A 13,911-nucleotide genomic window follows, 5' to 3' on the forward strand; every position below is an offset into this window, starting at 1 on the left:
AGAACCAGGATCTTCGGAGTAAATTCTGACATCACATTCTCCTCCTCACAGCGCGAAAGACTGTGAATCTTTAAGACATCCATTGGGGATCAGAGATCCGCAAATCCAAACTTCAAATCATCACGGGCCGGAAATCATCCGCGCAGGAACGCCTTGATCTGCTCTGTGACCTGCTGGTCGGTGTAAGAATTGATGGACAGAGCATGTTGATAGCATGTAGCGGCACAAACACCGCAGCCTTTGCATGCCACCGGGATGACCTTCACTTTACGGCCCTTTTCCGTGTGCTGGATTTCCAGTGCGCCGTAGGGGCAGAGGGCCACGCAGAGTCCGCATCCCCGGCAGGCATCCTCGTCCACGAGGGTGGAGACGATGGGCTCCGCCGTCATGACTCCCTTGGAAAGGGGAATGGATGCACGGGAGGCGGCGCCGAGGGCTTGGGAGATGGCTTCCCTTGCTGTCGCCGGATAATGGGCGTTGCCGCAGAGGTAGATACCGTCCGTGGCGAAATCGAGGGGTTTGAGCTTCACGTGCCCCTCCAGGAAGAACTTGTTCTCGTCCAGGGTGACGCGCAGCAGCTTGGAAATGGTTTCGTTGTCCTCCCCGGCGATGAGGGGGGTGGAAAGGACCACCAAATCCTGGGGAAGCGCCAGCTCCCTGCCCAGGAGATGGTGCTGGACCATGACCTTGTCCGATTCCACTCGGGGCGGATGGTTCGGATCGTACTTGATGAAGAGGACGCCCAGCTCCTTGGCCTTCTGGAACAGCGCCTCGTTTTCCATGCCGTAGGCCTGGATGTCTCTGTAGAGAATACGCACGCCGGTGGAAGGGCTCAGCTCCTTGATGGCGATGGCGTTCTTGATGGCCACCATACAGCAGATCCGGGAGCAGTATTTGCGCTCTTCGTTGCGTGCTCCCACACACTGGATCATGACCACGTTTTGGGCACTGAAGGTACCGGCCTTGAACCGCTCTTCCAGTTCGAGCTGATTGATGACCGTTTTCCCGTCGTAGCCGTACATACCCGTGGGCTGCAGCACCTGGGCGCCGGTGGCGACAACGATGACGCCCACGTCAAAGTTCTCCTCGCCGTCAGCGGTCCTGGCGAAGACATTGAAATGGCCGATGTACCCTGCGACGGCATCGACCTCGGCGGAGGTCAAAAGGTGAATTTTCGGATGTTTTTTGACCAGCTCCGCCTGCTGATTCGCAAAAGTGGCCGCATCCATGTCGGAGGGCGCCAGCTTGTCGAGTCGAAGCAGGAGTCCCCCCAATTGGGGCGATTTTTCCACCAGGGTGGTTTCATACCCGCGGTTGGCAAGGGCCAGAGCGGCTGTCATTCCGCTGATGCCTCCCCCGATGACGAGGGCGTTGGGGTTCATCTGGGACTGGATGGGCTCCTGCGGCTCGAGCAGGGCTGCCTTGGCCACACCCATGCGGATGAGATCCTTGGCCTTGTCTGTTCCCCGCTCTCTTTCCTGCATGTGCACCCAGGAACATTGGTCCCGAATGTTCACCATTTCAAAGAGATACGGATTGAGTCCCCCCTCACCGCACGTCCCGCGGAAAAGGGGCTCGTGGGTGCGGGGTGTGCACGAAGCCACGACGACGCGATTCAGATTTTCCTTGCCGATGGCATCCTTGATTTCGTTGATGCCGGATTCAGAACAGGTATAAAGGTTTTCCTTGACGTACACGACATTGGGCAGGGTCTTGGCGTATTCAGCCAGCTCCTTCACGTCCAGGTAGCCGGCGATGTTGCTGCCGCAGTCGCAAACAAAGACTCCGATGCGAATTTTATCAGCCAATTGAGCACCTCATGATGAAGTGAAAGGCCAGAAGCCGGGAAGAGGGAAGGCCGCTCAGGGCACGACCCTCCTCCGCTTGCCGCTTGCATTTCGAGATTATCCCACCGCTTTCTGCTTCTCGACGGTTGCCAGCGGGGCAACGACCTCGGCCGCCCGGGCCGCAGCGCTGCTCGCCTGAGCCACTGACTCGGGAATATCCATGGGCCCCTGGGCGCAGCCACAGGTGAAGATGCCGGGCCGCGTCGTGTTCAGAGGAGCCAGGGGATGTGTTTTAAAAAATCCGTTGCTCTCCAGTTCCACACCGAAAAGCTCCGCAACCTTCGCGGTCCCTTCCGTGGGAACACATGCGGTGGCAAGGACCACCATATCGAAGGTTTCATGCTCAACCTTCTGCGTCGTGGTGGACTCATACCAGACAATGGGGTTGTTCGCTTCATCCTCGGTGATTTCCGCGACGCGTCCACGCACGTACTTGATATTGGCCTGCTTGCCGCCGCGGAGCTTGTATTCCTCGAAGCCTCGCCCGACTGCCCGGAGATCCATGCAGAAGATGGAAGAATTCACCGCATTGTCGTGCTCGTTGGCGATCATGGCCTCTTTCACGGAATGCATGCAGCAATAGGAAGAGCAGAAACGATTGAACCTGAAGTCACGCGAGCCAACGCACTGGATGAAGGCGAGCTTCTTGGCCGTTTGAACGGCTGCGGTCTTCTTCTGGAGTGTCGCGACGCGCTCTTCGAGGGCCGCGAGCTTTTCCGCCGCCTGAGCCCACTGGATGAGCTCGTCGTCAACCGCTGCGCTCCCGCTTTTCACCGCCGCCACAACGTCGGCCGAAGTCTTCCCGTGCTTGTCTTCCAGGGACTTCACCTGCCGGGCGAGCTTCTTGACCTCTTTTTCGCCTTCTTCCAGGTCCTTTTCCATGAGAAGGTCGGAAGGACGATCCAGGTGCCCCGCCGTGGGGCCGCTGGCGCTCAGGAGACGTTCGAATTCCAGCGCCGTGACGACATTGTTGATGGTTGTATACCCGTATTCGGGGATGACGGACGGGTCGAAAACGTCGTAACCGGTGGCCAGGATGATGGCCCCCGCCTCGATCTCGATGATGGCGTCCTTCTGGTCGAAATCGATGGCCTTGGCCTGGCAGACTTTGGCACAGACGCCGCATTTCTTTCCCTGTCCCAGCTGACGGCATTCAGGGGCGTCGATGGTAAAGACAGACGGAATCCCCTGGGGAAAATACTTGTAAATGGCCTTGCGCTTCCCCATGCCGGCGTTGTAGGCGTCCACCACCATGGTGGGGCATTTTTCCGCACAGGAGCCGCAGCCGGTGCACAGGTCTTGATTGACATAGCGGGCTTTCTTTCGGATGGTTGCCTTGAAAGCCCCAACTTCGCCGCTCACTTGCTCCACATCGCTGTAGGCAAGGAGATTGATGCGGGGATGTCGACCGACATCCAGCAGCTTGGGCGAGAGAATTCAGATGGCACAGTCGTTTGTGGGAAAGGTTTTGTCCAGCTGCGCCATCTTGCCGCCGATGCTGGGGAGCCTTTCGACCATATGCACCTGGATACCCATTTCGGCCAGGTCCAGGGCAGCTTGAATCCCGGCGATTCCTCCGCCGATTACCATTACGTCGTTGCTCACAATGCACCTCTTTCGGATTGGGAACCATTCATCAAATCATGGAAGACACCAAAGACCGTCTGCAAGGGCTCATGCCTCCATGGTTTCAGCGATAAGGGTTGTCAGGTCCTTGATCTGCAAAGGCAGATCGATGTTGCTCAGGGCGCAGCTCAAATGGATCTGGCATTTGGGGCAGGCCGTGATGAGTGTGTCGGCTCCCGTTGCTGCAGCTTCTTTCAGACGTTCCACCTGGATTTGCTTGGACCCGGTGGAGCAGTTGGCCCATCCGCTGGTTCCACAGCACACCGCATTTTCCCTGTTGCGCTCCATTTCCACGAAGTGGCTGTCGGCAACCTGCTTGAGGATATTGCGGGGACCTTCGAAGATTCTGGCCATACGCCCCAAACGGCAGGGATCATGATAGGTGTAGACCCCGCTCCCGTTGCGGAGCTTCAATGCACCCTCGGAGACCAGGCGCTCCGCCATGTCGTAAAACTGGATGAGCTCGAAGTCCAATTCCCCGACGTATTGCGGATAGTGATGCTTGAACGTGTAATAGCCTTCCGGGCAGTTGAAAACCACCCGCTTGGCTCCCGAGCGGCGAATCAGGTCCACATTGTGCTGAGCCAGCTTCTGAAAGACTTCCGGTTTGCCGTTCCACAGCATGTCGTGGCCGCAGCAGGCTTCCTCGTCGGAGACCACAGGTTCGATACCCGCTGCATTGAGGATCTTGATGACCTGGCGGCTGGTGGTGAGACTGTCCACACCGATGTCCCGAAAGATGACGTCAAAATAGGGCATGCACCCCACAAAGAAGAAGGTATCCCCTTTTTCGGCCACTTTCCCTGCTTCATGAGCCCAGCCCGTCTTCTTCTGATGGATGCCCTGGGTCTGGAGCTCCATGATGGTCTGGAGCATCCCGTGGTGAGCCAGGAGCGGAGTCGTACCGGCTTTGAAGGCTTCTTCCCGCAGGGCGCGCATGAATTCGGGAAAATTGATGTTCGTCGGACAACGTTCGAAACAGCGCCCGCATGTCAGGCAGGACCAGAGCTCACGGTCGTGCAGGAGCTCATCGCCCAGCTCAAGCAAGGCCTTTTCCACAATGATGCGGGGTGAAAAGCTGGGCTGCACCCGTGATACCGGACAGCTCCCGGTACAGACCCCGCAGTCGAGACAATAGAATGTCTGATACTTTTTGACGGCTTCTTCTATGTTCATGCTGCGACTCCAAGGGGGGATTTCCCGAGCGTTTTGATCTTATCGGTGAAAGAGGTGACAATTTCGGCAAAGCGACCGCCTTCGGCCGATGAAATCCATTGCAGCTCCAGACGTTCATTGTCGATGCCCATGAGGCGCATCAGTTCGCGGGTCATCTCCACCATACGGCCTGCCTTTTCATTACCGTCCAGGTAATGACAGTCGCCGATGTGTCAGCCGGCCACCAGCACACCGTCTGCTCCCATTTGAAAGGACTTGAGGATGAAATCCGGAGAAACGCGTCCGGAGCACATGACTCGAATCACTCGAATGTTGGGAGGATATTGCAGTCGACTGACTCCTGCCAGGTCCGCACCGGCGTAGGCGCACCAGTTGCAGCAAAAGGCAATGATTTTGGGTTCAAACTCCGTACTCATAATGTCTCTTCCTCATCTATTTTCGCAGATTATGACCATGTCCCATGGCTAAGCTACGCAAGGGGTCTCCTGGGAGAGGCCGCCCGAGGCTGTTGGCACATCCTGTTATCCGCCCCGGGCATTCCTCTTCGGAGCGACTTTATTGGCAAAGGGCCGCTTCCACCATGCTGAGCACTTCGCGGTCGTTGAAGTGGCGGATGGCGGCAGCTCCCGTCGGGCAGGCTACGGCACAGGCTCCGCAGCCTTTGCAGAGCGCCTCCTGAATGTGCGAGACGCTGACATCCCCCTCGCCGATCTGAACCAGCTGGGGTGCACCGTACGGGCAAACCTCCACGCATTTGCCGCAGCCCCGGCACATGCTCTCTTCCACGTTGGCCACGACGCCTTCGACTTCGATGCTCTTGCGGGAGAGAATCGTGGCAGCCCGCGCTGCAGCCGCCTGGGCCTGCGCCACGCTCTCGTCGATGGACTTGGGATAGTGAGCCAGACCGCAGACAAAGAGCCCGTCCGTGGCGAAATCGACGGGGCGGAGCTTCATGTGCACTTCCAGGAAGAACTTGTCCTGGCTCAGGGGCACCTTGAAGAGCTGACCCAGTTCCTCCGCGCCCCGTGTTTCGATGGCGCTCGCCAAGGTCACGAAATCGGGAGTCAGGGTAATGGGGCGCTGGAGGACGTGGTCCAGGACGGTGACGCGGAGTGGCCCGCCCCCGTTTTCCTCGACGACCGGCTTGTGCTCCAGGTCGTAGCGAATGAAAATAACGCCCCGCTTGCGCGCCTCCTTGTAGAGATCTTCCCGTTCCCCGTAGGTGCGGATATCGCGATAGAGGATGTAGACATCCATCTCCGGATTGCGCTCTTTGAGCTCCACCGCCCTCTGGACGGAGAACGTGCAGCAGATTCTGCTGCAGTGAGGCCGGTCGGGCTCACGGGACCCCACGCACTGGATGAAGACCGCACTCTGAGCCTGTTTCACGACGTCGGTGTCCCACGCCTCTTCCAGTTCGTGCCAGCGGAAAACCCGTGGATTCTTGCCGTACAGGTATTCTTCCGGCTTGATGGAATGGGCTCCCGTAGCCAGGATAGTGACGCCATGGTCGATGTTTTTCTGCTCGCCGTTGGAGTTGATGGTCGTCGAGAAGTTGCCCACGTAGCCCGCGGCCTGGGTCACCTTGGATCCCAGGTGCACCTGGATGGAAGGATGGCTGGTCACTTCCCGGCTGAGCTCCTCCATGAAGGCGGGCACATCTTCGTTTTTCCAGGTGCGGTGGATTTTCAAGCCGTGGCCGCCCAACCGGTCCTTTTCCTCGACGATGTGAGCCCGAAAACCCTGCTTGGCCAGAGTCAGGGCGGTCACCATGCCGGCAATGCCTCCACCCACTACGAGCGCCGACTGGTTCACGGGCACCGAGGGCATGGGGAGCGGTTCGATGAGAGCCGCCCGGGAGACGCCCATACGAACCAGGTCCTTGGCTTTCTCCGTGGCTTTGCCGGGCTCGGATGCATGCACCCACGAGCACTGGTCGCGGATATTGGCCTGTTCAAAGAGGTACTTGTTGAGGGAGCTGTTGCGGAGGGTTTCCTGGAACAGGGGCTCGTGAGTGCGGGGTGAGCATGCGGCCACCACGACCCGGTTGAGGTTCTGTTCCTCGATGACCTTCACCAGCTTGTCCTGAGCGTCCTGGGAGCAGGAGAAAAGGTTTTCCTGCACATAGACGACGTTGGGAAGGGATTTGGCGTATTCCACGACTTCAGGAACCCGCACGACGCTGGAAATGTTGACGCCGCAGTTGCACACGAAGACACCGATGCGCGGCGGTTCCGCGCTGACGTCACGCTCCTGAGGGAAGGTCTTTTCCTTGACCAGGGTGTTGCGAGCGGATGCCAGACGGCTCGCCGCCGCGCCCGCCGCCGCCGAAGCTTCCATCACCGCCAGGGGAATATCCTTGGGGCCCTGCAGAACGCCGCAGGCATAGACGCCGGGGCGGGAAGTCGCCACCGGTGTGAAGCTGTTCGTCGCTGCAAAATGGTAATGATCGAGCTCGACCTGGAGCTTTTCAGCAAGCGACCGCACCTCGGGGGAGGACTCCAATCCAACCGAGAGTACCACCATGTCGAACTCTTCTTCCATCATATTTCCGGTTTCGCTGGCAAAAGTGATGCGGAGATTCCCTGTGTCGCCCACGGGGTCGATGCTGTGAACGCGGGAGCGAATGAACCGCACACCGTTGTCTTTAGCCCGGTTGTAGTACTGTTCGAATTCCTTCCCGTAGGTCCGCATGTCCATGTAGAAAATAGCCGCATCCAGGTCGCCTTTGGCGTGCTCCCGGGCGATGACGGCTTCCTTGATGGCGTACATGCAGCAGACACCGGAACAGTAGCCGTTGTCGCAGTGGTTGATGTCCCTGGACCCCACGCACTGCAGCCATGCGATCTTCTTGGGCTCATGAGCGCCGGCCATTTTGGTGCTCAAGGCTTCCAGCTGGGACTGCAGGAGCTGCAGCTTTTCCTGACTTTCGGGAACGGGCTTGCCCTCTTTTTCCTCCTGCTGTTTGGCCTGCCGTTCCGCTTTCTGCAGTTCTTTTTCCGCGGCGGCGATCTCGTCTTTCAAGGACATTTCGGAAGGCCGCATGAGATGACCCGCCGTCGGGCCTCCGGCACTCAGGAGGCGCTCGAATTCCATGGCCGTCACCACATTGGGGTGGTTCGCGTAAGCGTAAGTGTCGAATGAGCTCGGGTCGAAGGCCTGAAATCCCGTGGCGAGAATCACTGCGCCGACGTTCAGGTCCAGAACCTGCTCTTTCTGATCATAACTGACGGCATCGGCAGGGCAGACCTTGGCGCATATCCCGCACTTTTTGCCGTGTCCCAACTGACGGCAGTTTTCCGCATCGATGGCATAACCCGAGGGGATGGCCTGTGCATAATATTTGAAAATGGCTTTGCGTTTCCCGAGTCCCGCATTGTAGGCATCGATGACGACTGTGGGGCACTTTTCAGCGCAGGCTCCACAGGAGATGCATTTGTCCAGATCCACGTACCGGGGCTTCTGGAGAACTTTCGCCTGAAAATTGCCCTCTTCACCGCCGAGGCTTTCCAACTGGGAATTGGTGAGAAGGTTGATGTTAAGGTGCCGGCCGACCTCGACCAGCTTGGGGGAGATGATTCACATGGCGCATTCGTTGGTGGGAAAAGTCTTATCCAGTTGGGACATGCCGCCGCCAATGGCCGGACCTTTTTCCAGAAGATGCACGTAATAACCTGAATTGGCCAGGTCCAGGGCCGCTTGCATTCCGGCGATTCCTCCACCGATGACCAGGACCGAACCGATGGTGCTACTGCCTAGCTCTTTGGTCGTCATAGTTCCTCCCGAGCAAAGTTGATTTCGAGGCGAAAGGCGGTTCCTGAAACCCCGGCCTGACCCTCATTCTAGCTCTCGCATTCCAATAACCCGTGCTGCCAATAGGTTTGAAAACCAGATTTTCAGTATGTCTGTTGATACGATGCTGACAGTGTGGAAATCCAGGGAAGCAAAGGGAATCTCCCCAGGGAAATGACCAATTCTGTCGGCTACAGGAACAGTGCGCAATGGAATATTCTATATGAACGTGAAAGAATGATCAACATTTCCGATTTTACATGAAATGAAATCTGTTGCAATAGGCATGAAATCTCTCCAGGCTGATTTTTCAGCCGCCCACCGCACCCGTTGAAAATCCGTGCCCGTCGATTTACACTCCCCCGACGGCGGCAGTTCTGAAGGTTCTTAGTGCTTGCATCGGAAGAGTACTCTCACATATAGTATTTTGAAGGGCTGATAGACCCTTCAGTCAATGAGCGCAAGCCTGACAGGCTCCACAAAAATTCAATGAGGCTATGGAGGAACGGAAATGGCGGTGGCAAAGAAAATGCTCCAGTTTATGGAGAGCGGGTCCTGGATCCGTAAGATGTTTGAAGAAGGCGCCCGACTTAAAAAGATCCACGGCGAAGACAAAGTGTTTGATTTCAGCCTGGGGAATCCCAATGTGCCGCCACCCGAAGTCGTCAAGCAGAAGCTCCTGGAAATTTTGAACAAGGATGAGCCAAACCTGCACGCGTATATGCCCAATGCGGGACTCCTCGGGACGCGCTCCGCCCTGTCTGCGTATCTGTCCGGCGAATATGGCGTCGCCATCGAGTCTCAGCACCTCGTCGTCACCTGCGGCGCAGCGGGCGCTCTCAACATTGTCTTTAAATCGCTTCTGGATCCGGGGGACGAGATCCTCTCCCCAACGCCTTATTTCGTGGAATACGCTTTCTACGCCGACAACCATGGAGGGGTGCTGAAGACGGTGCCCGTCCGGGAGGACTTCACCCTCGATCTGGAAGGCATGGCAGAAGCCATAGGCCCCAAAACCAAGATCATCCTCATCAACTCCCCCAATAACCCCACGGGGCAGATTTATTCCGAGTCATCCCTCCAGCAACTGGGGGAAATCATGTCCCGCAAGAGCCGGGAATATGGCCACGCCATCTACCTGGTCTCGGATGAGCCCTATCGTAAAATCGTCTACGACGGCACCCCTGTCCCCTCCATTTTTCAAGCTTATACCAACAGCCTCGTTGTGACGTCCTATTCCAAGGACCTCTCCCTTCCCGGGGAGAGAATCGGTTTTGTGGCGGTTTCTCCCCAGGCTGACGATGCGCCGAATCTCATCAATGCTCTCTCCCTGGCCAACCGCATCCTGGGATTTGTAAACGCTCCCAGTCTCATGCAAAGAGCCATTGCGGATCTTCAGGGAATTTGCGTGGACGTGGGAATCTACAAGCGCAAACGGGATCTGCTGGCGGAAGGTCTTCTCCAGGCGGGTTACCAGTTGACCGTTCCCCCCGGAGCCTTTTACCTTTTCCCCAGGAGTCCATTGAAAGACGATGTGCAGTTCGTTAAACTCCTTCAGGAAGAAAATGTTCTCGTCGTGCCGGGAAGCGGTTTCGGAGGACCCGGTCATTTCCGAATTGCCTACTGTGTGGATGATCGCACCATTGAGAATTCCCTGCCTGCTTTTCGGAGGGCTCTGGTGCGGGCACGGGACGCATCCTGAGGAGTGGCGCTCATGCAAAAGAAAATTTTCGTGCAAAAAAATGTGCGTTCCGGGGGAGGGAGCCGGTCCTATGCCAAGCTTCTCCTCTGGGCGGCCGTAAGTCTCATGGTTCTGGTGCTCATCACTCCCCTGTTCAGTCGTCGTGGCAAGGAAAGCCGGGAAGCCGTCAAAAAGCCCGACTCTGAAAGGGGCATTGTGGTGAAGGAGATCCCGAGGTCTCTGGAGCTGCTTCAACCGGATGGAGGACAAAAGCAGGAAACGGCTAAAGACGTGACCGGCACGGGAAATACGCCGTCCCCCGCCACACAGGTGGCGCCCGTCCCACCAACGCCGGAACCGGCAGCGACCGCGCAGTCTCACCCGACAGTTCCCGGTGCTGCACCCCCTGCAGCTCCACCAAGCGCTGCTCAGGATACGGAAAAGGCTCAAAACTGGGTGGAAATGCCCAAATCTCCCCCTGTCGAATCCACCGTGGCGAAGGAGCCGGTTCCTGGCCCCGCGGTTTCCGACCAGTCTCCGGTGACTAAAAAGCCAGAGGCCTCCCCCCCGAAGGATAAAACACCTGTTTCCGTGGCAAAAAAGCCCACGGCGCCTCCTGTGCCCTCCCCGGGCGAATTGAAAAAGAAGCAGGCTGTCGTGCCCCCCGAAGCGCCCAAGAAAATGGTAAAGACGACCGCTCCCCCTGCTCCGGCGTCGCCGGCTGATGATACTCCTGCCCCTGCCAAGCCTTCGCCTGCCAAGGAGGAGGGGGGAGCCTATGCCGTGCAGGTGGGGTCTTTCAAAGAAAAGCAGAATGCCGAGGAGATGCAGCAGAACTTGCAGAAAAGAGGCTACCAGGTCCAGATGAAGCCGGCCACACATCCCAAGCTGGGAACGATATATGTCGTACAGCTGGCCCCCGTGGCCGATGTCTCCAAGGCCAGCACCCAGGTGGAACAGATCAAGCATGAAGAAAAAGTCAAGCCCATGATCATCAGGGTCCCCTCGAGCCCCTGACGCGGTGGCAGGAGCTTCAAGGTTTCTCTCCCCAGTGGATCACAGGTTGTCGGCTGCGCTGCAGTGGCGCGACGCCCCGGTGACGGCAAATCTTGCCGGTGGCTGGACGTCGCCCCGGTGAGAACCGGGTTGCCAATGGCTTGTTTTTCACCGGATTCAAGTTTTCGCCTGAATGATGAAAATGAGCTGATTCAAGTACGTTGACGGATGCTCCCCGCGCTCTCCGAGGGGGGGCGGACCGCCTCTCGTTGTCTCATACCCCCGCGGACGGGGATTCGTGCGAGCTGTTTTTTTCGTTCGATCTTTCTCTTTCCTGCCTTGCTCTCCCGCGCTGCAGCTCCCAAATGACGCAGCTGGTGCGATGCCGGCAGTACAACTTGGGGTCGCTGCACGCGATGCCCGCTTCCATGCATTCCTCGCAGTAACCATGCTCGAATTTGGTGCAGAAAATTCTGGCCCGCCGTTCCGGATGGAACCGGCATTTTTTTTGCTCACCATTCAATGAAAGGATCCCTTCCTGCCAAATATCCGAGGAGAAAGTTTTTCACTTATAAATCCCAAGCCTTGACTTTCTCAAGGAAAGGATAGTGCGTCAGGTCGAAATGGATGGGCGTTACAGCAATGTAGTGCTCCGCGATGGCGTTGGAATCGGCCGAGGGGTGCGGATCTTCCTTCACCGCAGAGTTTTTCAGCCAGTAGTAGACATGGTTGCGAGGGTCCATCCGTTGATCGTAGCTTTCCAGGCATTGCCTGATGCCCTGGTGAGTGACTTTCACGCCTCTCACCCTCTCTGCCGGAATGTCGGGGACATTGACGTTGAGGGAAACTCCCCTGGGGAGCCCCTCCTCCTCGATCCTCCGAATCAGGCGCGGGATGAAATGCGTGGCGGCGCTGAAATCCCTCGTGGTGAACGAATCGATGGAAACGGCTATGGAGGGAATTCCCAGCACGGCGCCTTCGGTGGCGGCCGAAACGGTGCCCGAATAGATGACATTGACCCCCACATTCGCCCCCAGGTTGATGCCCGAGACCACCAGCTCCGGCGGGGGCTTCATGAGCTCCGTGACGGCGATTTTGACGCAGTCTGCGGGTGTCCCGTCCAGGGCGTAACCGAAAAAGCTTCCATTGCGGTAGACCGACCCCACGCGAAGGGGATGGAGCCAGGTGATGGCATGCCCCACCGCACTCTGCTCGGTTTCCGGTGCAACCACCGTGACCTCATGATCCCTGACCAGAGAGAGGTACAGGGCTTCAATGCCTTTGGCATAAATACCGTCGTCATTCGTTAAGAGAATTCTCATAGGACACTTCTTTTTCGGCGTTTTCTTTGGGAAGGTTCTTGGCGGCTTCAATGCCGATGTCGAGCGCCTTCTTGTTGAGCTCTTCCGTACCCACGGGGACGCGGGCCAGCACGGCCGCTTCCAGACTGGTGAGGGAAACGACGCCTGTAAGGGTTGCCAGAGCCCCGAGGGCTATGATATTGGCCATCATTTCCTTCCCCACGTCGTCTCTTGCCATTTGTGTGAAGGGAATGGCGAGGGCTCGCGTGGAAGGCACCTGCTTGACGTAGGTGGAATCTACGATGAGGATCCCGTCCGGCTTGAGATCAAAAATGTATGTGTCGCAGGACTTCTGGTTCATGGCGAGAAGCACGTCGGGTTTGATAGCCTTGGGATAGTCGATTTCCTCGTCGCTGATGACGACTTCCGCCTTGCTGGAGCCGCCGCGGGCCTCCGGGCCGTAGCTCTGGGTCTGGCAGACGCATTTGCCGTCGTAGACACCCGCAGCTTCTGCCAGGATGATTCCCGCGACGATGAGCCCCTGCCCTCCGGAGCCGCTCAGCCGCACTTCGTAACGTGTCATGGGGATAAATCCTCTCCTCTCCGCCTAAACCGCAGCGGTGGGATAAGCCCTCCGATGGAGCCCCCATCAGGAGGGGCGAGCCATCATCTTTTTGGCAGCTTCTCTGACTTTTCTGTATTCCTGGGTGTAAACAGGAAGGTCACGATCCACGAGCACACCGATGGTAAACTTCCCCTCCATCTCCTCCTGACTGAGGGAGCGGGCCTTCTCCAGACGGACTGCGGAATCCTTTTGCCAGCGCAGCATCTCCACCGCCCCTCCCAGTTTGTTCTTGCGGCCATACTGCGTGTGGCAGTGGCTGATGACCTCCACGACGGAAAAGCCCCGCTTCAGAATGGCCTTTTCAATGAGCTCATCCAGGAGACTGGCATGATAGACCGTGCCTCGCGCCACCATGCTCGCCCCCGCCATGCCCGCCAGTTCGGCAATGGAGAAGGCTTGTTCGATATTGCCGTAGAGGGATGTGGTCGATAAGGCTCCGTAAGGGGTTGTCGGTGAATACTGTCCCCCCGTCATGCCATAGATGTTGTTGTTGACGACGATAGCGGTGAGGTTCAGGTTGCGCCGGGCAGCGTGGATGAAATGATTCCCCCCGATGGAGGTGGCGTCGCCGTCCCCCATGATGACAATGACATGGAGCTTGGGCTTGGCCAGCTTGATGCCCGTGGCGAAAGTGAGGGCTCGCCCGTGGGTGGCATGGACCGTGTTGAAATCCACATAGACGGAAAGCCTGCCCGAGCAGCCGATGCCCGATACGAGGGCAATCTCGTCTTTTTCCAGTCCTGTCCGGTCGATGGCGCGGATGAGGGCTCCCAGGAGAATCCCGTTGCCGCAGCCGGGGCACCAGACATGAGGAAATTTCTTGTCATGTCGGAGATATTTGTAAACGAGTTTGGTGTCTTCCGCCAT

The 13,911-nt window shown here is 57.7% G+C and carries 11 protein-coding genes and 1 pseudogene; 2 read left to right on the forward strand and 10 right to left on the reverse strand.

Annotated elements, in window-relative coordinates; all coding sequences use genetic code 11:
* Positions 1-134 precede the first annotated feature (134 nt).
* The 7 genes and pseudogenes from MWC30_RS22675 to MWC30_RS23000 form a co-directional block, all read right to left on the reverse strand.
* Positions 135-1,808 carry a CoB--CoM heterodisulfide reductase iron-sulfur subunit A family protein gene (locus MWC30_RS22675; RefSeq protein ID WP_269467789.1) on the reverse strand — a complete coding sequence of 558 codons (1,674 nt, stop codon included), beginning with the start codon at positions 1,806-1,808 and terminating at the stop codon, positions 135-137.
* Between the two features lie 96 nt (positions 1,809-1,904).
* A complete protein-coding gene (locus MWC30_RS13365) occupies positions 1,905-3,209 on the reverse strand; it encodes a 4Fe-4S binding protein (RefSeq protein ID WP_244084692.1) in 1,305 nt (434 codons plus the stop codon).
* 75 nt (positions 3,210-3,284) lie between these two features.
* On the reverse strand, positions 3,285-3,452 hold the full coding sequence (locus MWC30_RS13370) for an FAD-dependent oxidoreductase (protein WP_244084693.1): 168 nt from the start codon (positions 3,450-3,452) through the stop codon (positions 3,285-3,287).
* Between the two features lie 69 nt (positions 3,453-3,521).
* Complete coding sequence (locus tag MWC30_RS13375) at positions 3,522-4,649, reverse strand: (Fe-S)-binding protein (RefSeq protein ID WP_244084694.1); 1,128 nt, start codon at positions 4,647-4,649, stop codon at positions 3,522-3,524.
* The gene (locus MWC30_RS13380) at positions 4,646-5,065 is read right to left on the reverse strand and encodes a hydrogenase iron-sulfur subunit (protein WP_244084695.1); all 420 of its coding nucleotides are present in this window, start codon (positions 5,063-5,065) and stop codon (positions 4,646-4,648) included. The genes MWC30_RS13375 and MWC30_RS13380 overlap by 4 nt, the downstream gene beginning before the upstream one ends.
* Positions 5,066-5,204: 139 nt before the next feature.
* A complete protein-coding gene (locus MWC30_RS22760; protein WP_368860851.1) occupies positions 5,205-7,694 on the reverse strand; it encodes an FAD-dependent oxidoreductase in 2,490 nt (829 codons plus the stop codon).
* A pseudogene (locus MWC30_RS23000) lies at positions 7,695-8,423 on the reverse strand (FAD-dependent oxidoreductase); the annotation flags it as partial.
* A gap of 529 nt (positions 8,424-8,952) precedes the next feature.
* On the opposite strand from MWC30_RS23000, the gene MWC30_RS13395 reads away from it, so the two are divergent.
* Positions 8,953-10,143, forward strand: a complete 1,191-nt coding sequence (locus tag MWC30_RS13395) for a pyridoxal phosphate-dependent aminotransferase (protein WP_244084698.1) — start codon at positions 8,953-8,955, stop codon at positions 10,141-10,143.
* A 12-nt stretch (positions 10,144-10,155) separates the two neighbouring features.
* Positions 10,156-11,139 (forward strand): SPOR domain-containing protein, encoded by a 984-nt coding sequence (locus MWC30_RS13400; RefSeq protein WP_244084699.1) that lies wholly within the window; start codon positions 10,156-10,158, stop codon positions 11,137-11,139.
* A 548-nt stretch (positions 11,140-11,687) separates the two neighbouring features.
* Here the strand turns inward: MWC30_RS13400 and surE are convergent.
* From surE to MWC30_RS13415, 3 genes are all read right to left on the reverse strand, one after another.
* On the reverse strand, positions 11,688-12,440 hold the full coding sequence (gene surE / locus MWC30_RS13405) for a 5'/3'-nucleotidase SurE (RefSeq protein ID WP_244084700.1): 753 nt from the start codon (positions 12,438-12,440) through the stop codon (positions 11,688-11,690).
* Positions 12,418-13,002, reverse strand: coding sequence for a 2-oxoacid:acceptor oxidoreductase family protein (locus MWC30_RS13410; protein ID WP_244084701.1), 585 nt, complete (start codon positions 13,000-13,002; stop codon positions 12,418-12,420). The genes surE and MWC30_RS13410 overlap by 23 nt, the downstream gene beginning before the upstream one ends.
* A 66-nt stretch (positions 13,003-13,068) precedes the next feature.
* Positions 13,069-13,911, reverse strand: coding sequence for a 2-oxoacid:ferredoxin oxidoreductase subunit beta (locus MWC30_RS13415; protein WP_244084702.1), 843 nt, complete (start codon positions 13,909-13,911; stop codon positions 13,069-13,071).

Source organism: Desulforhabdus sp. TSK, assembly GCF_022836495.1.
Taxonomy (GTDB): domain Bacteria; phylum Desulfobacterota; class Syntrophobacteria; order Syntrophobacterales; family Syntrophobacteraceae; genus Desulforhabdus.

Coding starts and splice junctions, on each gene's coding strand:
- MWC30_RS13375 (WP_244084694.1), bottom strand. CDS start 4,649: ATGAACATAGAAGAAGCCGTCAAAAAGTATCAGACATTCTATTGTCTC.
- MWC30_RS22760 (WP_368860851.1), bottom strand. CDS start 7,694: ATGCGGCCTTCCGAAATGTCCTTGAAAGACGAGATCGCCGCCGCGGAA.
- MWC30_RS13395 (WP_244084698.1), top strand. CDS start 8,953: ATGGCGGTGGCAAAGAAAATGCTCCAGTTTATGGAGAGCGGGTCCTGG.
- MWC30_RS13400 (WP_244084699.1), top strand. CDS start 10,156: ATGCAAAAGAAAATTTTCGTGCAAAAAAATGTGCGTTCCGGGGGAGGG.
- surE (WP_244084700.1), bottom strand. CDS start 12,440: ATGAGAATTCTCTTAACGAATGACGACGGTATTTATGCCAAAGGCATT.
- MWC30_RS13410 (WP_244084701.1), bottom strand. CDS start 13,002: ATGACACGTTACGAAGTGCGGCTGAGCGGCTCCGGAGGGCAGGGGCTC.
- MWC30_RS13415 (WP_244084702.1), bottom strand. CDS start 13,911: ATGGCGGAAGACACCAAACTCGTTTACAAATATCTCCGACATGACAAG.